This is a genomic window from Pseudomonas sp. NCHU5216, assembly GCF_052156495.1.
GTDB lineage: Bacteria > Pseudomonadota > Gammaproteobacteria > Pseudomonadales > Pseudomonadaceae > Aquipseudomonas.
Window position 1 is genome coordinate 1 of sequence record NZ_JBQLIX010000042.1, and the last position, 21,168, is coordinate 21,168.

Here is a 21,168-nt window from a genome sequence, read left to right on the forward strand (position 1 = left end):
CATGTGAGAGTAGGTCATCGTCAAGCTCCTATACGAAACCCCAGATCGCTAACGCGGTCTGGGGTTTCTTCTTTGCGCTGCGCACAAGCCAAAGCCTGGCGTAGGGTGCGCTGTGCGCACCGAAACTCCGAGCTCAAGGCCATGGTGCGCGCGGCGCACCCTACGCAGGTTCGAGGTGGCTCGATACATACGGAGGTTCGAGCGGCCTGTAGGTGCGCTGTGCGCACCGAGACTCCGGGTTTATGGTCAAGGTGCGCGCAGCGCACCCTACGGTGGTGCTTCGTAGCCTTAGGGAAGTCTGCGGGAACAAAAGCTGCCTGTTAATCCGGGTTTTGGTTGGGCGTGCCGCTGCAGCGCCAAGGGTGGTTTTCTATGCAACGCCCGGAGGCGTCGCTATCATGCCAACCTTGTTCAAGGTGGGGCCTTTCATGCAGGCATTGTTGAAGCTTATCCAAGACGGGCGCTTTCATTCGGGGGAAGCGCTGGGCGCTGCTTTGGGTGTCAGCCGTAGTGCTATCTGGAAGCAACTACAAGGGCTGCAGGCCGAGTTCGGTCTTGAGGTGTTCCGCGTTCCCGGCAAGGGCTACCGGCTTGCGCAGCCGTTGCAGCTTCTGGATGTCGAGGCTATCACTCAGCATGCCGGGCAACTGCATTGGCCTGTCCAGGTGCTGGCGGCGGTCGACTCCACCAATGCCGAGGTCATGCGTTCGCTTGCCCGCCAGGTGTCGGCGCCTTTCGCCGTGTTCGCCGAACGTCAGACGGCGGGGCGCGGCAGGCGTGGACGGGCCTGGGTAAGTCCCTTTGCAGAGAATCTGTATGGCAGCCTGGCGGTACGGGTCGATGGTGGTATGCGCCAGGTGGAGGCGCTGAGCCTGAGTATCGGGCTTGCCGTTGCCCGCGCATTGCAGTGCTTCGGTCTGGATGATGTCGGCCTCAAGTGGCCGAATGACATATTGCTGGGTGGCCGCAAGGTATCCGGGATTCTGCTGGAGCTCGTTGGCGACCCCGCGGATATCTGTCATGTGATCATCGGTATCGGCATCAATGTGAACATGCTTGCGGAAAAGGCGGAGGCCATCGAGCAGCCCTGGACGTCCATGCGCCAGGTGCTGGGGCATCCGGTCGACCGTAACGAGTTGGCGGGGGAGCTGCTGGGGCAGCTCGCTGCCTATCTTGCCAGGCATTGGCAGGCTGGATTCGCTGGTGTACGCCATGAGTGGGAGAGCTTGCATGCCTGGCAGGGGAGAGAGGCGGCTTTGATAGCAGGTGAGCGGGTGACCACGGGAAGGATTCTTGGGGTCGATGATTCGGGTGCCATTCACCTGGATATCGATGGCAAGGCGTCTGCTTTCAGTGGTGGAGAGTTGAGCTTGAGGTTGCGCGATGATTCTTGAGCTCGACTGCGGTAACAGCTTTATCAAGTGGCGCATTCTCAGTTCACCTGAGCAGGCCGTGCTTCATGTGGGGATAGTCGACTCTCTGGAGCGTTTGTTCGCCGAGCTGGGCGCTTTGACTGGGGTGAGCATTAGCCATTGCCGTCTGGTCAGTGTGCGCAGCGATGCAGAGACGGTCGCTCTGGTTACCCAGCTACGGATCCGCTTTGCCGTCGAGCCGGTCTGTGCCGTGCCGGCTCAGCAGCAGGGGGCGGTGATCAATGGCTACGATGATCACGCTCGCCTCGGGCTCGATCGCTGGTTGGCCGTGCTTGGGGGGTATCATCTCGGGCAGCGTGCCTGCCTCATCATCGATCTGGGTACGGCCGTGACCGCCGATCTGGTGGCCAGCGATGGACGGCATCTGGGGGGATTTATCTGTCCCGGGGTGCCGTTGATGCGCGAGCAGTTGAGCACCCACACCCGACGTATTCGCTATGACCGGGAGTCGGCAGCCTTGGCCTTGTCGACACTCGAGCCAGGGCGTTCCACGGCAGAAGCGGTGGAGCGGGGGTGTGTACTGATGCTGCGCGGTTTCGTGCGGGAACAGTATCAGGAGGCACTGCGGCATTTTCCCCAGGGGGTGGAGGTGTTTCTCACGGGGGGCGACGTCGATCTGGTCAGGGATGTGATTCCCGGTGCGCAGGTAGTTCCCGATCTGGTTTTCGTTGGGCTGGCGATTGCCTGCCCCTTGGTGTGAGGCCTGGCATGCGTTGGATTCTCCTTTTGCTGATTCTCTTGAATGCCTTCTATTACATCTGGCATCAGCAGCAGGCGCCCCTGCGTGCCAAGGAGGTCGCGCCGGTCGAGCCTTATCAGGGTGAGCGCAAGGATATTCGTCTGCTCAGTGAAGCCGACTCTGCGGCCAGTAGCAGAGCCGGCAGAGGGGGGGGCGATGGCGCGGAGTCCGAGGACGCCTCTGCCTGCCTTTATCTGGGCAGTTTCGAGCGTGAAGCTCAGGCCCGAGAGGTGGAGCAGCGCTTGCTGTCGCTGGATATCAAGGTGCAGGTGCGCTCGGTGGATGCCGCGGCGGGCGTCGAGTTCTGGGTCTATCTGGAGCCTCTGGCATCGCGCCAGGCCTCATTGCGACAGTTGCGTGAATTGCAGGCGCGCAACGTCGATAGCTACATCATCACTCAGGGAGATCTGGCCAATGGCATTTCCCTGGGCATCTTCCCACGCAAGGATTCGGCAGAGGTGGTGATGCAGCGTCTGCATGATGCGGGCTACGAGCCGAAGATTCGTGAGCTGCCCCGTGCGCATCGCAGTTTCTGGGTGCAGGTGGCACCTGAAAGTCGGCGATTGGCCGATGAAGTCTTGCTGGGGCGCCTGGCTGGAGATTTTGCCGGTTTGCAACATCAATTAATGCCTTGTGAAGGCGTTGCAATGCCCCAGTAGTTTGCATAGAATGGCGCCCGCTTCGCAGGGTGGTCAAAGTTGGTTCCCGACGAAGATGCTGTCGATGTAGCTAACCTCAAGATTTTAAATGAGAAAAAGCTTGACAGTAGGGTGGCAGATCTAGAAAATGCCGCCTCACTTTGGAGGGGTTCCCGAGCGGCCAAAGGGATCAGACTGTAAATCTGACGTCATCGACTTCGAAGGTTCGAATCCTTCCCCCTCCACCAGATTCGGCGTGAGCTGCAAGCTCCGCGGGCATAGTTCAGTGGTAGAACCTCAGCCTTCCAAGCTGATGATGCGGGTTCGATTCCCGCTGCCCGCTCCAGTTTGTGTTTCGTGCAAAAGAGTTTGGCTCATGTAGCTCAGTTGGTAGAGCACACCCTTGGTAAGGGTGAGGTCAGCGGTTCAAGTCCGCTCATGAGCTCCATCTAATAAAGGCAGATATGAAAGTATCTGCCTTTGTTTTAAGTGGCATATATGGCTTGCTCAATTCTTCGCTAGGAGACGGTCAAGATGGCTAAAGAGAAATTCGAACGTAACAAACCGCACGTCAACGTCGGCACCATCGGTCACGTTGACCACGGTAAGACCACTCTGACCGCTGCTCTGACCCGCGTCTGCTCCGAAGTTTTCGGTTCGGCCAAGGTCGACTTCGACAAGATCGACAGCGCTCCGGAAGAGAAAGCTCGTGGTATCACCATCAACACTGCGCACGTAGAGTACGACTCCAACATTCGTCACTACGCGCACGTTGACTGCCCGGGCCACGCCGACTACGTGAAGAACATGATCACCGGTGCTGCCCAGATGGACGGCGCGATCCTGGTCTGCTCGGCTGCCGACGGCCCCATGCCGCAAACCCGTGAGCACATCCTGCTGTCCCGTCAGGTAGGCGTACCGTACATCGTCGTGTTCCTGAACAAGGCCGACATGGTTGACGACGCCGAGCTGCTGGAGCTGGTCGAGATGGAAGTTCGCGACCTGCTGAGCACCTACGACTTCCCGGGCGACGACACTCCGATCATCATCGGTTCCGCGCTGATGGCGCTGAACGGCGAAGACGACAACGAGCTGGGCACCACTGCCGTCAAGAAGCTGGTCGAGACTCTGGATACCTACATCCCTGAGCCGGTTCGTGCCATCGACAAGCCGTTCCTGATGCCGATCGAAGACGTGTTCTCGATCTCCGGCCGCGGTACCGTGGTAACTGGCCGTGTCGAGCGCGGTATCGTCAAGGTTCAGGAAGAGATCGAGATCGTCGGTCTGCGTCCGACCACCAAGACCACCTGCACCGGCGTGGAAATGTTCCGCAAGCTGCTGGACGAAGGTCGTGCTGGCGAGAACTGCGGCGTGCTGCTGCGCGGCACCAAGCGTGATGAAGTCGAGCGTGGTCAGGTACTGGCCAAGCCGGGCACCATCAAGCCGCACACCAAGTTCGAGGCTGAGGTTTACGTGCTGTCCAAGGAAGAAGGTGGTCGTCACACCCCGTTCTTCAAGGGCTACCGTCCGCAGTTCTACTTCCGTACCACCGACGTGACCGGTTCGTGCGAACTGCCGGAAGGCGTTGAGATGGTAATGCCGGGCGACAACATCAAGATGGTTGTCACCCTGATCAAGCCGATCGCCATGGAAGACGGCCTGCGCTTCGCGATTCGCGAAGGCGGCCGTACCGTTGGTGCCGGCGTGGTTGCCAAGATCGTCGAATAATCGGTTGATCTGTCACTCTCAGGCCGGCATAATGGTCGGCCTGATTCATCTAGGTCAGTAGCTCAATTGGCAGAGCGGCGGTCTCCAAAACCGCAGGTTGGGGGTTCGATTCCCTCCTGACCTGCCATTTTCTAACGAATTTGGCGCGTCTTTCACAGGATCCTCTCGAATGAATGGTAAGGCTGAAGCCCAAGACTCTCGCTTTGATCTGGTCAAGTGGCTGGTTGTCGCTGCCCTGGTTGTAGTGGGTGTGGTCGGTAATCAGTACTTTGCCGCCGAGCCGATCCTTTATCGCGTTCTTGGTGTGCTGGTGCTCGCTGTCGTGGCTGCTTTCGTGGCCTTTCAGACGGCTCGTGGCCAGGCCTTCGCGGTGTTGCTGAAAGAAGCTCGCGTCGAAATTCGCAAGGTCGTATGGCCAACCCGCCAGGAAACCACGCAGACCACGCTGATCGTGGTGGCTGTGGTGCTGGTGATGGCGCTGCTGCTGTGGGGGCTCGACTCCCTGCTCGGTTGGCTTGTTTCCCTGATTGTAGGTTAAGGGTGTCCCGTGGCTAAGCGTTGGTACGTCGTGCATGCTTACTCGGGTTACGAGAAGCATGTCATGCGCTCGCTGATCGAGCGCGTCAAGCTGGCTGGCATGGAAGATGACTTTGGCGAGATTCTCGTGCCCACTGAAGAAGTGGTCGAGATGCGCAACGGTCAGAAGCGCAAGAGTGAGCGCAAGTTCTTCCCTGGCTATGTGCTGGTACAGATGGAAATGAACGAGGCGACTTGGCACTTGATCAAGGACACGCCTCGCGTCATGGGCTTCATTGGTGGTACGGCCGACAAGCCGGCGCCGATCACCGAGAAGGAAGCCGAAGCCATTCTCCGTCGTGTTGCCGACAGTGGCGACAAGCCCAAGCCGAAGACGTTGTTCGAGCCGGGCGAGATGGTGCGCGTCATCGATGGCCCGTTCGCCGATTTCGGCGGTGTGGTCGAAGAAGTGAATTACGAGAAGAGCCGTATCCAGGTTGCAGTGACCATCTTCGGTCGCTCCACCCCGGTCGAGCTGGAGTTCAGTCAGGTCGAGAAGGCATAACTGACATAAGCATCCCTCACCCCGCAGCCCCAGGCTGCGGGGTTTTGTCGTCATTGGGATAAATGCGTAAGTAACCGGGGAGCCTTGCGAGGCGTTCGAACCCGAAATTGGAGTAGCTAATGGCTAAGAAGATTCAGGCTTATATCAAGCTGCAAGTTAAAGCCGGTCAGGCAAACCCGTCGCCACCCGTGGGCCCGGCTCTGGGTCAGCACGGCGTGAACATCATGGAATTCTGCAAGGCGTTCAACGCCAAGACCCAGGGCATGGAACCTGGTCTGCCGACTCCTGTGATCATCACCGTTTACAGCGACCGCAGCTTCACCTTTGAAACCAAGAGCACCCCGGCTTCCGTACTGCTGAAAAAAGCAGCCGGCATCCAGAGTGGCTCCAGCCGTCCCAACACCCAGAAAGTCGGCACCGTTACCCGTGCTCAGCTGGAAGAGGTCGCCAAGACCAAACAGGCCGATCTGACTGCAGCTGACATGGATGCGGCCGTGCGTACCATCGCCGGTTCCGCTCGTAGCATGGGCCTGAACGTGGAGGGTGTGTAATGGCTAAGTTGACCAAGCGCCAGAAGGCCATCGCCGCCAAGGTTGAAGCTGGCAAGGCTTATTCCTTTGAAGACGCAGCCAAGCTGCTGGCCGAACTGTCGGCCGTCAAGTTCACCGAGTCCTTCGACATCGCCGTGAACCTGGGCGTCGACCCGCGTAAATCCGACCAGGTCGTACGTGGCGCCACCGTTCTGCCGAACGGTACCGGCAAGACCGTACGCGTTGCCGTGTTCACCCAAGGCCCGGGCGCTGAAGCTGCTCTGGCTGCCGGTGCCGACAAGGTTGGCATGGACGATCTGGCCGCCGAAATGAAGGCTGGCGATCTGAACTATGACGTCGTCATCGCTTCCCCGGACGCCATGCGCGTCGTCGGTCAGCTGGGTCAGGTTCTCGGCCCGCGCGGTCTGATGCCGAACCCGAAAGTCGGCACCGTGACTCCGGACGTCGCCACTGCTGTGAAGAACGCCAAGGCGGGTCAGGTGCGTTTCCGTACCGACAAGAACGGCATCATCCACACCTCCGTTGGCAAGGTCGGCTTCGAAGCCGCCGCGCTGAAGCAGAACGTGGAAGCCCTGCTGTCCGACCTCAAGCGTCTGAAGCCGTCCACTTCCAAAGGTATCTACGTCAAGCGCGTGACCCTGAGCACCACCATGGGTCCGGGTCTGATCATCGATCAGGCTTCGCTCGAGGCGTAAGGCAATACGGGCTGACGGCGACTGCGGCCGTCAGCCTTGCAAGATTGGGGTCCCTGCCTGGCGGGGGCTATCCAAGACCGTAGGTGGTGCAAGCTTTAAACCCAAGAGAGCGATCTCGCGGGGCCTACGCAGATGGTGCTCCCGATTCATACCGAATCAGACACCAAAACGCCGTCGGGCTTCGGCCTGACGAAACGGTAAAAACCAGGAGTAAACCCGTGGCAATTAAACTCGAAGACAAGAAGGCCATCGTCGCTGAAGTCAACGAGGCTGCCAAAGCCGGTCTGTCCGCTGTCGTGGCTGATGCCCGTGGCGTGACCGTCGGCGCAATGACCGGACTCCGTAAAGAGGCCCGCGAAGCTGGTGTGTACGTGAAAGTCGTGCGTAACACCCTGCTCAAGCGCGCCGTTGAAGGCACTCAGTTCGACGTGCTCAACGACGTGTTCAAAGGCCCGACCCTGATCGCTTTCTCCAACGAACACCCGGGCGCTGCTGCTCGTCTGTTCAAGGAGTTCGCCAAGGGTCAGGACAAGTTCGAGATCAAGGCAGCTGCGTTCGAGGGCAAGTACCTCGCAGCCAACCAGATCGACGTACTGGCAAGCCTGCCGACCCGCGACGAGGGCATCGCCCAGCTGATGAGCGTTATCCAAGGCGCCACCAGCAAGCTCGCTCGCACTCTGGCAGCCATTCGCGACCAGAAAGAAGCTGCTGCTGCCTAAGGCGGCCTGAGCCCTTTCGAAATCAAACGTTTAATTTGATGGTCGCCTAGGCCGTCACCCCAATACAGGAATTGATAGTCATGTCTCTGACTAACGAGCAAATCATCGAAGCCATCGGCCAGAAATCCGTCATGGAAATCGTCGAGCTGATCAAAGCGATGGAAGAAACCTTCGGCGTTACCGCTGCTGCTGCCGTTGCCGCTGGCCCGGCTGCTGCTGCCGCTGCTGTTGAAGAGCAAACCGAGTTCAACGTCGTCCTGGCTGAAGCCGGCGACAAGAAAGTGAACGTGATCAAGGCTGTTCGCGAGCTGACCGGTCTGGGCCTGAAAGAAGCCAAGGAGAAGGTCGACACCGCTCCTCAGGTCATCGCTGAAGGTCTGAGCAAAGAAGCTGCCGAAGACGCCAAGAAGAAGCTGGAAGAAGCTGGCGCCAAGGTCGAACTCAAGTAAGTTCGCACCTTGCGTCTACAGCCCGAGCGACTCGCACAAGGCTGATGGCTGGTGGCTTTTGCCACCGGCCTTTTTCCGTTCTAGGTTGGCTGTTCGACAGCCGACCTGGAGCCGAAAAGAACCCGCCCGAGGGCGGCTGCAAACCGAGGGTTTGCACGATTTTCTGGTCATCGCCGCCGGCGCTGGCCAAACAAGCAGGTGACCAAGCTGGGGAACGCTGATGGCTTACTCATACACTGAGAAAAAACGTATCCGCAAGGACTTTAGCAAGTTGCCGGATGTCATGGATGTGCCTTACCTCCTGGCCATCCAGCTGGATTCGTACCGCGAATTCCTGCAGCAAGGGGTGAGCAAGGAACAGTTCCGTGACATCGGCCTGCATGCGGCCTTCAAATCCGTATTCCCGATCATCAGCTACTCCGGCAACGCCGCTCTGGAGTACGTCGGCTATCGCCTGGGCGAGCCGGCGTTCGACGTCAAGGAGTGCGTCCTGCGTGGCGTGACCTTCGCCGTGCCGCTGCGCGTGAAAGTGCGCCTGATCATTTTCGACAAAGAATCGTCGAACAAAGCGATCAAGGACATCAAAGAGCAAGAAGTGTACATGGGCGAAATCCCGCTCATGACCGAGAACGGTACCTTCGTCATCAACGGTACCGAGCGTGTCATCGTGTCCCAGCTGCACCGTTCGCCGGGTGTGTTCTTCGACCACGACCGTGGCAAGACCCACAGCTCGGGCAAGCTGCTGTACTCCGCGCGCATCATTCCTTACCGTGGCTCCTGGCTGGACTTCGAGTTCGACCCGAAGGACGCCGTGTTCGTGCGTATCGACCGTCGCCGCAAGCTGCCGGCGTCCGTCCTGCTGCGCGCGCTGGGCTACAGCACCGAAGAGGTGCTGGACGCGTTCTACGACACCAACGTCTACCACGTTAAGAGCGAAGGCCTGAGCCTGGAGCTGGTGCCGCAGCGTCTGCGTGGCGAAGTCGCCGTGCAGGACATCAAGGACGGCAATGGCAAGGTGATCGTCGAGCAGGGCCGTCGTATCACGGCTCGCCACATCAACCAGCTGGACAAGGCTGGCATCACCGAGCTGGACGTGCCGATCGAGTACGTGATTGGCCGTACCACCGCCAAGGCCATCGTGCACCCGGCGACCGGCGAGATCATCGCCGAGTGCAACACCGAGCTGACCGCCGACCTGCTGGCCAAGATGGCCAAGGCCAACGTGGTGCGCTTCGAGACCCTGTACACCAACGACATCGACTGCGGCCCGTTCATCAGCGACACCCTGAAGATCGACAGCACCACCAATCAACTGGAAGCGCTGGTCGAGATCTACCGCATGATGCGTCCTGGCGAGCCGCCCACCAAGGATGCCGCCGAGACCCTGTTCAACAACCTGTTCTTCAGCTCCGAGCGTTACGACCTGTCCGCCGTGGGCCGCATGAAGTTCAACCGTCGTATCGGTCGTACCGAGATCGAAGGCCCGGGCGTGCTGTCGCGTGAAGACATCGTTGCCGTGCTCAAGACCCTGGTCGACATCCGTAACGGCAAGGGTATCGTCGACGACATCGACCACCTGGGTAACCGTCGCGTGCGTTGCGTCGGCGAGATGGCCGAGAACCAGTTCCGCGTTGGCCTGGTGCGCGTCGAGCGCGCGGTCAAGGAACGTCTGTCGATGGCCGAAAGCGAAGGCCTGATGCCGCAGGACCTGATCAACGCCAAGCCGGTTGCGGCGGCGGTGAAGGAGTTCTTCGGTTCCAGCCAGCTCTCGCAGTTCATGGACCAGAACAACCCGCTGTCGGAGATCACCCACAAGCGCCGTGTCTCCGCACTCGGCCCAGGCGGTCTGACCCGTGAGCGCGCCGGCTTCGAGGTTCGCGACGTACACCCGACCCATTACGGCCGCGTGTGCCCGATCGAAACCCCTGAAGGTCCGAACATCGGCCTGATCAACTCCCTGGCGGCCTACGCCCGCACCAACCAGTACGGCTTCCTGGAAAGCCCGTACCGCGTGGTCAAGGAAGGCAAGGTCACCGACGAGATCGTGTTCCTGTCCGCCATCGAAGAGGCCGATCACGTAATCGCCCAGGCATCCGCGACCCTGAACGACAAGGGTCAGCTGATCGACGAGCTTGTTGCCGTACGTCACCTCAACGAATTCACCGTCAAGGCGCCGGAAGACGTCACCCTGATGGACGTATCGCCGAAGCAGGTCGTCTCGGTTGCCGCCTCGCTGATTCCGTTCCTCGAGCACGACGACGCCAACCGTGCACTCATGGGCTCGAACATGCAGCGTCAGGCCGTGCCGACCCTGCGTGCCGACAAGCCGCTGGTGGGTACCGGCATGGAGCGCAACGTCGCCCGTGACTCCGGTGTCTGCGTCGTGGCCCGTCGTGGTGGTGTGATCGACTCGGTCGACGCCAGCCGCATCGTGGTTCGCGTCAATGACGACGAAGTCGAGACTGGTGAAGCCGGTGTCGACATCTACAACCTGACCAAGTACACCCGCTCCAACCAGAACACCTGCATCAACCAGCGCCCGCTGGTGAACAAGGGTGATCAGGTGGCGCGCGGCGACATCATGGCCGACGGCCCGTCCACCGACATGGGTGAACTGGCCCTGGGTCAGAACATGCGCGTCGCGTTCATGCCCTGGAACGGTTTCAACTTCGAGGACTCCATCTGCCTGTCCGAGCGTGTGGTGCAGGAAGATCGCTTCACCACCATCCACATTCAGGAACTGACCTGTGTGGCGCGTGACACCAAGCTCGGCCCAGAGGAAATCTCCTCGGATATCCCGAACGTGGGTGAGGCGGCGCTGAACAAGCTGGACGAAGCCGGTATCGTCTACGTCGGTGCCGAAGTCGGCCCGGGTGACATCCTGGTGGGCAAGGTCACGCCGAAAGGCGAAACCCAGCTGACCCCGGAAGAGAAGCTGCTGCGTGCGATCTTCGGTGAGAAGGCGTCCGACGTGAAGGACACCTCCCTGCGCGTGCCGACCGGCACCAAGGGCACCGTCATCGACGTGCAGGTCTTCACCCGTGACGGCGTGGAGCGCGACAGCCGCGCCCTGGCCATCGAGAAGCAGCAGCTGGACGAGATCCGCAAGGATCTGAACGAAGAGTTCCGCATCGTCGAAGGCGCCACCTTCGAGCGTCTGCGTTCCGCGCTGGTGGGCGCCACTGCCGAAGGCGGTGCCGGTCTGAAGAAAGGCACTGTCATTACCGACGAGATCCTCGACGGTCTCGAGCGTGGTCAGTGGTTCAAGCTGCGCATGGCCGACGACGCCCTGAACGAGCAGTTGGAGAAGGCCCAGGCCTACATCTCCGACCGTCGTCAGATGCTCGACGACAAGTTCGAGGACAAGAAGCGCAAGCTGCAGCAGGGCGATGATCTGGCGCCGGGCGTACTGAAGATCGTCAAGGTCTACCTGGCCATCCGCCGTCGCATCCAGCCGGGTGACAAGATGGCCGGTCGTCACGGTAACAAGGGTGTGGTCTCGGTGATCATGCCGGTCGAAGACATGCCGCACGACGCCAACGGTACGCCGGTGGACATCGTGCTCAACCCGCTGGGCGTACCCTCGCGTATGAACGTCGGTCAGATCCTCGAAACCCACCTGGGCCTGGCGGCCAAGGGTCTGGGCGAGAAGATCAACCGCATGCTCGAAGAGCAGCGCAAGGTCGCCGAACTGCGCAAGTTCCTCACCGAGATCTACAACGAGATCGGTGGTCGTCAGGAAAACCTCGAAGAGTTCTCCGACAACGAGATCCTCGAGCTGGCGAAGAACCTCAAGGGCGGTGTGCCGATGGCGACTGCCGTGTTCGACGGTGCCAAGGAAACCGAGATCAAGGCCATGCTCAAGCTGGCCGATCTGCCGGAGAGCGGCCAGATGCGCCTGTTCGACGGCCGTACCGGCAACCAGTTCGAGCGTCCGACCACCGTCGGCTACATGTACATGCTCAAACTGAACCACCTGGTGGACGACAAGATGCACGCGCGTTCCACTGGTTCCTACAGCCTGGTTACCCAGCAGCCGCTGGGTGGTAAGGCGCAGTTCGGTGGTCAGCGTTTCGGGGAGATGGAGGTCTGGGCGCTGGAAGCCTACGGTGCCGCCTACACCCTGCAGGAGATGCTGACCGTGAAGTCGGACGACGTGAACGGCCGTACCAAGATGTACAAGAACATCGTGGATGGCGATCACCGCATGGAGCCGGGCATGCCCGAGTCCTTCAACGTGTTGATCAAAGAGATCCGTTCGCTCGGCATCGACATCGATCTGGAAACCGAATAACACGACGTGAATCGGTAGCGGGGTGAAGCCCCGCTACCTGCTCCGCCAGGAGGAAAGGCCTTGAAAGACCTACTGAATTTGCTGAAAAACCAGGGTCAAGTCGAAGAGTTCGACGCCATCCGTATCGGCTTGGCCTCGCCCGAGATGATCCGTTCGTGGTCGTTCGGTGAAGTTAAGAAGCCGGAAACCATCAACTACCGTACCTTCAAGCCCGAGCGCGATGGTCTGTTCTGCGCCAAGATCTTTGGCCCGGTCAAGGACTACGAGTGCCTGTGCGGCAAGTACAAGCGCCTCAAGCATCGCGGCGTGATCTGCGAGAAGTGCGGCGTTGAAGTGGCCCTGGCCAAGGTTCGTCGTGAGCGCATGGCGCACATCGAACTGGCCTCGCCGGTCGCCCACATCTGGTTCCTCAAGTCGCTGCCGTCGCGTATCGGCCTGCTGATGGACATGACCCTGCGTGACATCGAGCGCGTGCTCTATTTCGAGAGCTACGTGGTGATCGATCCGGGCATGACCACGCTGGAAAAAGGCCAACTGCTGAACGATGAGCAGTACTTCGAGGCCCTCGAAGAGTTCGGTGACGACTTCGACGCGCGCATGGGCGCCGAGGCCGTTCGCGAGTTGCTGCACGCCATCGACCTGGAACACGAGATCGGCCGCCTGCGCGAAGAGATTCCGCAGACCAACTCGGAAACCAAGATCAAGAAGCTGTCCAAGCGCCTGAAGCTGATGGAAGCCTTCAAGGACTCCGGCAACCTGCCGGAGTGGATGGTACTGACCGTTCTGCCGGTACTGCCGCCGGATCTGCGTCCGCTGGTACCGCTCGATGGCGGCCGCTTCGCGACCTCGGATCTGAACGATCTGTATCGCCGCGTGATCAACCGTAACAACCGTCTCAAGCGCCTGCTCGACCTGTCGGCGCCGGACATCATCGTGCGCAACGAAAAGCGCATGCTGCAGGAAGCTGTAGACGCGCTGCTCGACAACGGCCGTCGCGGTCGCGCCATCACTGGCTCGAACAAGCGTCCGCTGAAGTCGCTGGCCGACATGATCAAAGGTAAGCAAGGTCGCTTCCGTCAGAACCTGCTCGGTAAGCGCGTGGACTACTCCGGTCGTTCCGTGATCACCGTGGGCCCGACCCTGCGCCTGCACCAGTGCGGTCTGCCGAAGAAGATGGCCTTGGAGCTGTTCAAGCCGTTCATTTTCGGCAAGCTGGAAGCCCGTGGCCTGGCCACCACCATCAAGGCGGCCAAGAAGATGGTCGAGCGCGAGCTGCCCGAGGTCTGGGACGTTCTCGCCGAAGTCATCCGCGAACACCCCGTACTGCTCAACCGTGCACCGACCCTGCACCGTCTGGGTATCCAGGCGTTCGAGCCGGTACTGATCGAAGGTAAAGCCATCCAGCTGCACCCGTTGGTCTGCGCCGCGTACAACGCCGACTTCGACGGTGACCAGATGGCCGTGCACGTGCCGCTGACCCTGGAAGCCCAGCTCGAAGCGCGCGCGCTGATGATGTCGACCAACAACATCCTCTCGCCCGCCAACGGCGAGCCGATCATCGTGCCGTCGCAGGACGTGGTACTGGGTCTGTACTACATGACCCGTGAAGCGGTGAACGCCAAGGGTGAAGGTCGCGTCTTCGCCGACCTGCAGGAAGTCGACCGCGTGTTCCGCGCCGGCGAAGCGTCCCTGCACGCCCGCGTGAAAGTGCGCATCAACGAGACCGTCAAGCAGAAGGACGGCAGCCTGGTGAAGAACACCCGCATCGTCGACACCACCGTCGGCCGCGCGCTGCTGTTCCAGATCGTGCCGGCTGGCCTGTCCTATGACGTGGTCAACCAGTCGATGAAGAAGAAGGCGATCTCCAAGCTGATCAACCAGTGCTACCGCACCGTGGGTCTGAAGGACACCGTCATCTTCGCTGACCAGTTGATGTACACCGGTTTCGCCTACTCCACCATCTCCGGTGTATCGATCGGCGTGAACGACTTCGTCATCCCGGCCGAGAAGGCGCGCATCATCGATGCCGCCACCGAGGAAGTGAAGGAAATCGAATCGCAGTACGCCTCCGGCCTGGTAACCCAGGGCGAGAAGTACAACAAGGTGATCGACCTTTGGTCGAAGGCCAACGACGAAGTGTCCAAGGCGATGATGGCCAACCTCTCGAAAGAGCCAGTAGTCGATCGCGAAGGCAAGACCGTCGAGCAGGAGTCCTTCAACTCCATGTACATGATGGCTGACTCCGGTGCGCGGGGTTCCGCTGCCCAGATTCGTCAGCTGGCCGGTATGCGTGGTCTGATGGCCAAGCCGGACGGCTCGATCATCGAGACGCCGATCACCGCGAACTTCCGTGAAGGTCTGTCGGTACTGCAGTACTTCATCTCCACCCACGGTGCGCGTAAAGGTCTGGCGGATACCGCACTGAAGACCGCGAACTCCGGTTACCTGACCCGCCGTCTGGTGGACGTGGCTCAGGATCTGGTGGTGACCGAGATCGACTGCGGCACCGAACAGGGTCTGCTGATGACCCCGCACATCGAAGGTGGCGACGTGGTCGAGCCGCTGGGTGAGCGCGTGCTGGGTCGTGTGATCGCCCGTGACGTGCCCAAGCCGGGCACCGACGAGATCATCGTGCCGGCCGGTACCCTGATCGACGAGAAGTGGGTCGAGTTCATTGAGTTCAACAGCGTCGACGAAGTGGTGGTGCGTTCGCCGATCACCTGCGAAACCCGCTACGGCATCTGCTCCAAGTGCTACGGTCGCGACCTGGCTCGTGGTCACCAGGTCAACATCGGTGAAGCGGTCGGCGTCATCGCCGCCCAGTCCATCGGTGAGCCGGGTACCCAGCTGACCATGCGTACCTTCCACATCGGTGGTGCTGCCAGCCGTACCTCGGCTGCCGACAGCGTGCAGGTGAAGAACGGTGGTGTGGTGCGTCTGCACAACCTCAAGCACGTCGAGCGTACCGACGGCGCCCTGGTCGCCGTATCGCGTTCCGGTGAGCTGGCCATCGCCGACGAATTCGGCCGTGAGCGTGAGCGCTACAAGCTGCCTTACGGTGCCGTGATTTCGGTGAAGGAAGGCGACAAGGTCGACGCTGGCGCCATCGTCGCCAAGTGGGATCCGCACACCCACCCGATCGTGACCGAAATGAAGGGTATCGTGACCTTCGTCGGCATGGAGGAGGGCATCACCATCAAGCGTCAGACCGACGAACTGACCGGTTTGACCAACATCGAGGTGATGGATCCGAAGGATCGTCCGGCCTCCGGCAAGGACATCCGTCCGGCGATCAAGATGGTCGACGCCAATGGCAAGGAACTGCTGCTGCCGGGTACCGACGTACCGGCCCAGTACTTCCTGCCCGCCAACGCCCTGGTCGGCGTGGCCGACGGTGCGCAGATCGCGGTGGGTGACGTTATCGCCCGTATCCCGCAGGAAACCTCGAAGACCCGCGACATCACCGGTGGTCTGCCGCGTGTTGCCGACCTGTTCGAGGCGCGTCGTCCGAAGGAAGCTTCGATCCTGGCGGAAATCAGCGGCACCATCAGCTTCGGTAAAGAGACCAAGGGCAAGCGCCGTCTGGTCATCACCCCGACCGATGGCAGCGATCCTTACGAGGAGCTGATTCCGAAGTGGCGTCACCTGAACGTGTTCGAAGGCGAGCAGGTGAACAAGGGCGAGGTGATCTCCGACGGTCCGAGCGACCCGCACGACATCCTGCGTCTGCTGGGTGTCAGCGCGCTGGCCAAGTACATCGTCAACGAAATCCAGGACGTTTACCGTCTGCAGGGCGTGAAGATCAACGACAAGCACATCGAGACCATCCTGCGTCAGATGCTGCGTAAGGTTGAAGTCACCGAGTCCGGCGATTCGTCCTTCATCAAGGGCGACCAGATGGAGCTCACCCAGGTACTGGGCGAGAACGAGCGTCTGGCCGAGGAAGACAAGTTCCTCGCCAAGTACACCCGTGTGCTGCTGGGTATCACCAAGGCGTCGCTGTCCACCGAGTCGTTCATCTCGGCGGCTTCCTTCCAGGAAACCACCCGCGTCCTCACCGAGGCGGCGGTTACCGGCAAGCGCGACTACCTGCGTGGTCTGAAAGAGAACGTGGTCGTGGGTCGTCTGATCCCGGCCGGTACCGGCCTGGCCTATCACAGCGAGCGCAAGCGCAAGCGTGATGCCGACAAGCCGGTACGGGTCAGCGCCAGTGAGGTGGAAGCCGCACTGACCGAAGCGCTGAACTCCAGCGGAAATTGAGTCGAAGCCTCGCTGATTCGTCAGCGGGGCTTTGCCTTGACTGGGGGCGTGCGTCTCTTTAGACTCATGCACCCCTAAATTTGGCAGGGCGTTTGGCTCTGCCATCTTTATTTGTGAGCGTCGAAAGACAACAGTGGAGCTAGTAGATGGCAACTATCAACCAGCTGGTACGTCAGCCGCGTAAGCGCATCGTCGAGAAATCCGACGTGCCTGCGCTGCAGAACTGCCCGCAGCGTCGTGGCGTGTGCACCCGCGTGTACACCACCACGCCGAAGAAACCTAACTCGGCACTGCGTAAAGTGTGCCGCGTGCGTCTGACCAACGGCTACGAAGTGTCTTCGTACATCGGCGGTGAAGGCCACAACCTGCAAGAGCACAGCGTCGTGCTGATCCGTGGCGGTCGTGTAAAAGACCTTCCGGGTGTGCGCTACCACACCGTGCGTGGTTCGCTGGATACCTCCGGCGTCAAAGACCGTAAGCAGGGTCGTTCCAAGTACGGTACCAAGCGTCCGAAATAAGGTCGCTTGATCCTTTTTATCTAGTTGAGTCGATAAGAGTAAGGTCGGGCCGGCTGATGCTGTGAGTCCCGAGCTAACCTGAAGACCGTTTGAGGGCTTATCAATGCCAAGACGTCGTGTAGCAGCAAAGCGTGAGATCCTGGACGATCCGAAATACGGAAGCCAGATCCTCGCCAAATTCATGAACCACGTGATGGAAAGCGGCAAGAAGGCCGTGGCCGAGCGCATCGTTTACGGTGCTCTGGACACTGTCAAGGCGCGCAAGAACAGCGATCCCCTGGAGATCTTCGAGAAAGCTCTCGACGCCATCGCTCCGCTGGTCGAAGTCAAGTCCCGCCGTGTAGGCGGTGCTACCTACCAGGTTCCGGTCGAAGTTCGTCCGTCCCGTCGTAACGCTCTGGCCATGCGCTGGCTGGTGGACTTCGCGCGCAAGCGCGGTGAGAAGTCCATGGCTCTGCGTCTGGCTGGTGAGCTGCTGGATGCTGCTGAAGGCAAAGGCGCTGCTGTCAAGAAGCGTGAAGACGTGCACCGTATGGCCGAGGCCAACAAGGCTTTCTCGCACTACCGCTTCTAATTCCGGCTCCACTAACCTTGCGAGGGCTTTATGGCTCGTAATACAGCAATTAACCGCTACCGTAACATCGGTATCTGCGCGCACGTCGATGCGGGCAAGACGACCACTACCGAGCGGATCCTGTTCTACACAGGCCTGAGCCACAAGATGGGCGAGGTGCATGATGGCGCCGCGACCACCGACTGGATGGTTCAGGAGCAGGAGCGTGGTATCACCATTACTTCTGCTGCGATCACCACCTTCTGGGAAGGTTCGCGTCGTCAGTACGACAAGTACCGCGTAAACGTCATCGATACCCCCGGTCACGTCGACTTCACCATCGAAGTAGAGCGCTCCCTGCGCGTACTCGACGGCGCTGTCGTGGTGTTCTGCGGTACTTCGGGCGTTGAGCCGCAGTCCGAAACCGTATGGCGTCAGGCCAACAAGTACGGTGTTCCGCGTATCGTCTACGTGAACAAGATGGACCGTGCCGGTGCCAACTTCCTGCGCGTCGTCGGTCAGATCAAGAACCGTCTGGGTCACACCCCGGTTCCGATCCAGATCGCCATCGGTGCCGAAGACAACTTCGAAGGTCAGGTCGACCTGATCAAGATGAAGGCCATCTACTGGAACGATGACGACAAGGGCACTACCTACCGTGAGGAAGAGATTCCTGCCGAGCTGGTAGACCTGGCCAACGAGTGGCGTTCCAACATGGTCGAGGCTGCTGCCGAAGCCAACGAAGAGCTGATGAACAAGTACCTCGAAGAGGGCGACCTCTCCGCTGAGGACATCAAAGCCGGTCTGCGCATGCGCACCCTGGCCAGCGAAATCGTTCCGGCTGTCTGCGGTTCCTCGTTCAAGAACAAGGGCGTGCCCCTGGTTCTCGATGCCGTCATCGACTTCCTGCCGGCTCCGACCGAGATCCCTGCGATTCAGGGTATCCACCCGGATCACATCGAGCAGGGCGACGACGCGCCGAAAGACGAGCGTCATGCCGACGACAACGAGCCGTTCTCGGCTCTGGCGTTCAAGATCGCGACCGACCCCTTCGTTGGTACGCTGACCTTCGTTCGTGTCTACTCGGGCGTTCTGGAGTCGGGCCAGTCGGTCATCAACTCCGTGAAAGGCAAGAAAGAGCGCGTTGGTCGTATGGTGCAGATGCACGCCAACCAGCGTGAAGAGATCAAAGAAGTACGCGCCGGCGACATCGCGGCTCTGATCGGCATGAAGGACGTCACCACTGGTGAAACCCTGTGCGATCCGGAGAAGCCGATCATCCTCGAGCGCATGGACTTCCCGGAGCCGGTGATTTCGGTGGCTGTTGAGCCGAAAACCAAGGCTGACCAGGAGAAGATGGGTATCGCTCTGGGCAAACTCGCTCAGGAAGACCCGTCGTTCCGCGTCAAGACCGACGAAGAGACTGGCCAGACCATCATCTCTGGTATGGGCGAGCTGCACCTGGACATCCTCGTTGACCGCATGAAGCGCGAGTTCAACGTCGAGGCCAACATCGGCAAGCCGCAGGTTTCCTACCGTGAAACCATCACCAAGGACAACGTCGAGATCGAAGGCAAGTTCGTTCGTCAGTCCGGTGGTCGCGGTCAGTTCGGTCACTGCTGGATTCGTTTCTCGACTCCGGACGTGGACGACAAGGGCAACATCACCGAAGGTCTGGTGTTCACCAACGAAGTCGTAGGTGGTGTGGTTCCGAAGGAATACATCCCGGCGATCCAGAAGGGTATCGAAGAGCAGATGAAGAACGGCGTCGTTGCCGGCTATCCGCTGATCGGCCTGAAGGCGACCGTGTTCGATGGTTCCTACCACGACGTCGACTCCAACGAGATGGCGTTCAAGATCGCTGCCTCCATGGCGACCAAGCAACTGGCCCAGAAGGGCGGTGGTAAGGTGCTCGAGCCGATCATGAAGGTGGAAGTGGTGACCCCCGAGGACTACATGGGTGACGTGATGGGTGACCTGAACCGTCGTCGTGGTCTGATCCAGGGTATGGAAGATTCGGTATCCGGTAAGGTTATCCGTGCCGAAGTTCCGCTGGGCGAGATGTTTGGTTACGCTACCGACGTCCGTTCCATGTCCCAGGGTCGCGCCAGCTACTCCATGGAATTCTCCAAGTACGCAGAAGCTCCGGCGAACATCGTCGAAGCGCTGGTTAAAAAACAAGGCTAATCCCGCCCTTTAAGTAAGAGGTTTACTGTCGTGGCTAAGGAAAAATTCGAACGTAACAAACCGCACGTCAACGTCGGCACCATCGGTCACGTTGACCACGGTAAGACCACTCTGACCGCTGCTCTGACCCGCGTCTGCTCCGAAGTTTTCGGTTCGGCCAAGGTCGACTTCGACAAGATCGACAGCGCTCCGGAAGAGAAAGCTCGTGGTATCACCATCAACACCGCGCACGTAGAGTACGACTCCAATATTCGTCACTACGCGCACGTTGACTGCCCGGGCCACGCCGACTACGTGAAGAACATGATCACCGGTGCTGCCCAGATGGACGGCGCGATCCTGGTCTGCTCGGCTGCCGACGGCCCCATGCCGCAAACCCGTGAGCACATCCTGCTGTCCCGTCAGGTAGGCGTACCGTACATCGTCGTGTTCCTGAACAAGGCCGACATGGTTGACGACGCCGAGCTGCTGGAACTGGTCGAGATGGAAGTTCGCGACCTGCTGAGCACCTACGACTTCCCGGGCGACGACACCCCGATCATCATCGGTTCCGCGCTGATGGCGCTGAACGGCGAAGACGACAACGAGCTGGGCACCACTGCCGTCAAGAAGCTGGTCGAGACTCTGGATACCTACATCCCTGAGCCGGTTCGTGCCATCGACAAGCCGTTCCTGATGCCGATTGAAGACGTGTTCTCGATCTCCGGTCGTGGTACCGTGGTAACTGGTCGTGTCGAGCGCGGTATCGTCAAGGTTCAGGAAGAGATCGAGATCGTCGGTCTGCGTCCGACCACCAAGACCACCTGCACCGGCGTGGAAATGTTCCGCAAGCTGCTGGACGAAGGTCGTGCTGGCGAGAACTGCGGCGTACTGCTGCGCGGCACCAAGCGTGATGAAGTCGAGCGTGGTCAGGTACTGGCCAAGCCGGGCACCATCAAGCCGCACACCAAGTTCGAGGCTGAGGTTTACGTCCTGTCCAAGGAAGAAGGTGGTCGTCACACCCCGTTCTTCAAGGGCTACCGTCCGCAGTTCTACTTCCGTACCACCGACGTGACCGGTTCGTGCGAACTGCCGGAAGGCGTTGAGATGGTAATGCCGGGCGACAACATCAAGATGGTTGTCACCCTGATCAAGCCGATCGCCATGGAAGACGGCCTGCGCTTCGCGATTCGCGAAGGCGGCCGTACCGTTGGTGCCGGCGTGGTTGCCAAGATCGTCGAGTAATCTCCTCGATCCGCGGTAAGGAAAAGGGCCCTTCGGGGCCCTTTTTTTATTGAGCTGGTTAAAAGTTGACACCCCCAGGGGGCATCCGTACAATTGCGC

Annotated in this window: 16 protein-coding genes and 4 tRNA genes; all 20 read left to right on the forward strand. The window is 60.1% G+C overall.

The window, feature by feature from the left end:
• The first annotated feature begins 428 nt into the window (after nt 1-428).
• The 20 genes from birA to tuf (ACSVIK_RS21985) all read left to right on the forward strand — a co-directional run bounded on the left by birA (nt 429) and on the right by tuf (ACSVIK_RS21985) (nt 21,069).
• Nucleotides 429-1,394, forward strand: a complete 966-nt coding sequence (birA, locus tag ACSVIK_RS21890) for a bifunctional biotin--[acetyl-CoA-carboxylase] ligase/biotin operon repressor BirA (protein WP_442446320.1) — start codon at nt 429-431, stop codon at nt 1,392-1,394.
• A complete protein-coding gene (locus tag ACSVIK_RS21895; protein ID WP_442446306.1) occupies nt 1,384-2,133 on the forward strand; it encodes a pantothenate kinase in 750 nt (249 codons plus the stop codon). The genes birA and ACSVIK_RS21895 overlap by 11 nt, the downstream gene beginning before the upstream one ends.
• Nucleotides 2,134-2,141: 8 nt before the next feature.
• Entirely contained in the window at nt 2,142-2,831 is a 690-nt protein-coding gene (locus ACSVIK_RS21900) for an SPOR domain-containing protein (RefSeq protein ID WP_442446307.1), read from the forward strand.
• 142 nt (nt 2,832-2,973) lie between these two features.
• A tRNA-Tyr gene (locus ACSVIK_RS21905) sits at nt 2,974-3,058 on the forward strand.
• A 24-nt stretch (nt 3,059-3,082) separates the two neighbouring features.
• Nucleotides 3,083-3,156 (forward strand) — tRNA-Gly (locus ACSVIK_RS21910).
• Nucleotides 3,157-3,182: 26 nt separating this feature from the next.
• Nucleotides 3,183-3,258, forward strand: a tRNA-Thr gene (locus ACSVIK_RS21915).
• Nucleotides 3,259-3,344: 86 nt separating this feature from the next.
• Entirely contained in the window at nt 3,345-4,538 is a 1,194-nt protein-coding gene (gene tuf / locus ACSVIK_RS21920; RefSeq protein ID WP_268181140.1) for an elongation factor Tu, read from the forward strand.
• A 51-nt stretch (nt 4,539-4,589) separates the two neighbouring features.
• Nucleotides 4,590-4,665: transfer RNA gene (locus ACSVIK_RS21925), tRNA-Trp, on the forward strand.
• Between the two features lie 42 nt (nt 4,666-4,707).
• A complete protein-coding gene (secE, locus tag ACSVIK_RS21930; RefSeq protein WP_268181142.1) occupies nt 4,708-5,076 on the forward strand; it encodes a preprotein translocase subunit SecE in 369 nt (122 codons plus the stop codon).
• 9 nt (nt 5,077-5,085) lie between these two features.
• Complete coding sequence (gene nusG / locus ACSVIK_RS21935) at nt 5,086-5,619, forward strand: transcription termination/antitermination protein NusG (protein WP_024309662.1); 534 nt, start codon at nt 5,086-5,088, stop codon at nt 5,617-5,619.
• Nucleotides 5,620-5,738: 119 nt separating this feature from the next.
• On the forward strand, nt 5,739-6,170 hold the full coding sequence (gene rplK / locus ACSVIK_RS21940) for a 50S ribosomal protein L11 (RefSeq protein ID WP_442446308.1): 432 nt from the start codon (nt 5,739-5,741) through the stop codon (nt 6,168-6,170).
• A complete protein-coding gene (gene rplA / locus ACSVIK_RS21945; protein ID WP_268181144.1) occupies nt 6,170-6,865 on the forward strand; it encodes a 50S ribosomal protein L1 in 696 nt (231 codons plus the stop codon). Before rplK ends, rplA begins: the two co-directional genes overlap by 1 nt.
• A gap of 218 nt (nt 6,866-7,083) precedes the next feature.
• The gene (gene rplJ / locus ACSVIK_RS21950; RefSeq protein ID WP_003463333.1) at nt 7,084-7,584 is read left to right on the forward strand and encodes a 50S ribosomal protein L10; all 501 of its coding nucleotides are present in this window, start codon (nt 7,084-7,086) and stop codon (nt 7,582-7,584) included.
• Between the two features lie 80 nt (nt 7,585-7,664).
• Nucleotides 7,665-8,033: a 50S ribosomal protein L7/L12 gene (rplL, locus tag ACSVIK_RS21955; RefSeq protein ID WP_074861137.1), complete on the forward strand. Its 369-nt coding sequence runs from the start codon at nt 7,665-7,667 to the stop codon at nt 8,031-8,033.
• A gap of 220 nt (nt 8,034-8,253) precedes the next feature.
• Nucleotides 8,254-12,327: a DNA-directed RNA polymerase subunit beta gene (gene rpoB / locus ACSVIK_RS21960; RefSeq protein WP_442446309.1), complete on the forward strand. Its 4,074-nt coding sequence runs from the start codon at nt 8,254-8,256 to the stop codon at nt 12,325-12,327.
• A 60-nt stretch (nt 12,328-12,387) separates the two neighbouring features.
• On the forward strand, nt 12,388-16,587 hold the full coding sequence (gene rpoC / locus ACSVIK_RS21965) for a DNA-directed RNA polymerase subunit beta' (RefSeq protein ID WP_442446310.1): 4,200 nt from the start codon (nt 12,388-12,390) through the stop codon (nt 16,585-16,587).
• Nucleotides 16,588-16,733: 146 nt separating this feature from the next.
• Nucleotides 16,734-17,105 carry a 30S ribosomal protein S12 gene (rpsL, locus tag ACSVIK_RS21970; RefSeq protein ID WP_004373429.1) on the forward strand — a complete coding sequence of 124 codons (372 nt, stop codon included), beginning with the start codon at nt 16,734-16,736 and terminating at the stop codon, nt 17,103-17,105.
• Nucleotides 17,106-17,208: 103 nt separating this feature from the next.
• Nucleotides 17,209-17,679 (forward strand): 30S ribosomal protein S7, encoded by a 471-nt coding sequence (gene rpsG, locus ACSVIK_RS21975; protein ID WP_009397350.1) that lies wholly within the window; start codon nt 17,209-17,211, stop codon nt 17,677-17,679.
• A gap of 30 nt (nt 17,680-17,709) precedes the next feature.
• A complete protein-coding gene (gene fusA, locus ACSVIK_RS21980) occupies nt 17,710-19,845 on the forward strand; it encodes an elongation factor G (RefSeq protein WP_442446311.1) in 2,136 nt (711 codons plus the stop codon).
• 30 nt (nt 19,846-19,875) lie between these two features.
• Nucleotides 19,876-21,069, forward strand: a complete 1,194-nt coding sequence (gene tuf / locus ACSVIK_RS21985; protein ID WP_268181140.1) for an elongation factor Tu — start codon at nt 19,876-19,878, stop codon at nt 21,067-21,069.
• Nucleotides 21,070-21,168 lie beyond the last annotated feature (99 nt).

What these genes read in the sequence shown, in the direction of transcription:
- birA (WP_442446320.1), top strand. Translation starts at nt 429, where the DNA reads ATGCAGGCATTGTTGAAGCTTATCCAAGACGGGCGCTTTCATTCGGGG.
- ACSVIK_RS21895 (WP_442446306.1), top strand. Translation starts at nt 1,384, where the DNA reads ATGATTCTTGAGCTCGACTGCGGTAACAGCTTTATCAAGTGGCGCATT.
- ACSVIK_RS21900 (WP_442446307.1), top strand. Translation starts at nt 2,142, where the DNA reads ATGCGTTGGATTCTCCTTTTGCTGATTCTCTTGAATGCCTTCTATTAC.
- tuf (WP_268181140.1), top strand. Translation starts at nt 3,345, where the DNA reads ATGGCTAAAGAGAAATTCGAACGTAACAAACCGCACGTCAACGTCGGC.
- secE (WP_268181142.1), top strand. Translation starts at nt 4,708, where the DNA reads ATGAATGGTAAGGCTGAAGCCCAAGACTCTCGCTTTGATCTGGTCAAG.
- rplK (WP_442446308.1), top strand. Translation starts at nt 5,739, where the DNA reads ATGGCTAAGAAGATTCAGGCTTATATCAAGCTGCAAGTTAAAGCCGGT.
- rplA (WP_268181144.1), top strand. Translation starts at nt 6,170, where the DNA reads ATGGCTAAGTTGACCAAGCGCCAGAAGGCCATCGCCGCCAAGGTTGAA.
- rplL (WP_074861137.1), top strand. Translation starts at nt 7,665, where the DNA reads ATGTCTCTGACTAACGAGCAAATCATCGAAGCCATCGGCCAGAAATCC.
- rpoB (WP_442446309.1), top strand. Translation starts at nt 8,254, where the DNA reads ATGGCTTACTCATACACTGAGAAAAAACGTATCCGCAAGGACTTTAGC.
- rpsL (WP_004373429.1), top strand. Translation starts at nt 16,734, where the DNA reads ATGGCAACTATCAACCAGCTGGTACGTCAGCCGCGTAAGCGCATCGTC.
- rpsG (WP_009397350.1), top strand. Translation starts at nt 17,209, where the DNA reads ATGCCAAGACGTCGTGTAGCAGCAAAGCGTGAGATCCTGGACGATCCG.
- fusA (WP_442446311.1), top strand. Translation starts at nt 17,710, where the DNA reads ATGGCTCGTAATACAGCAATTAACCGCTACCGTAACATCGGTATCTGC.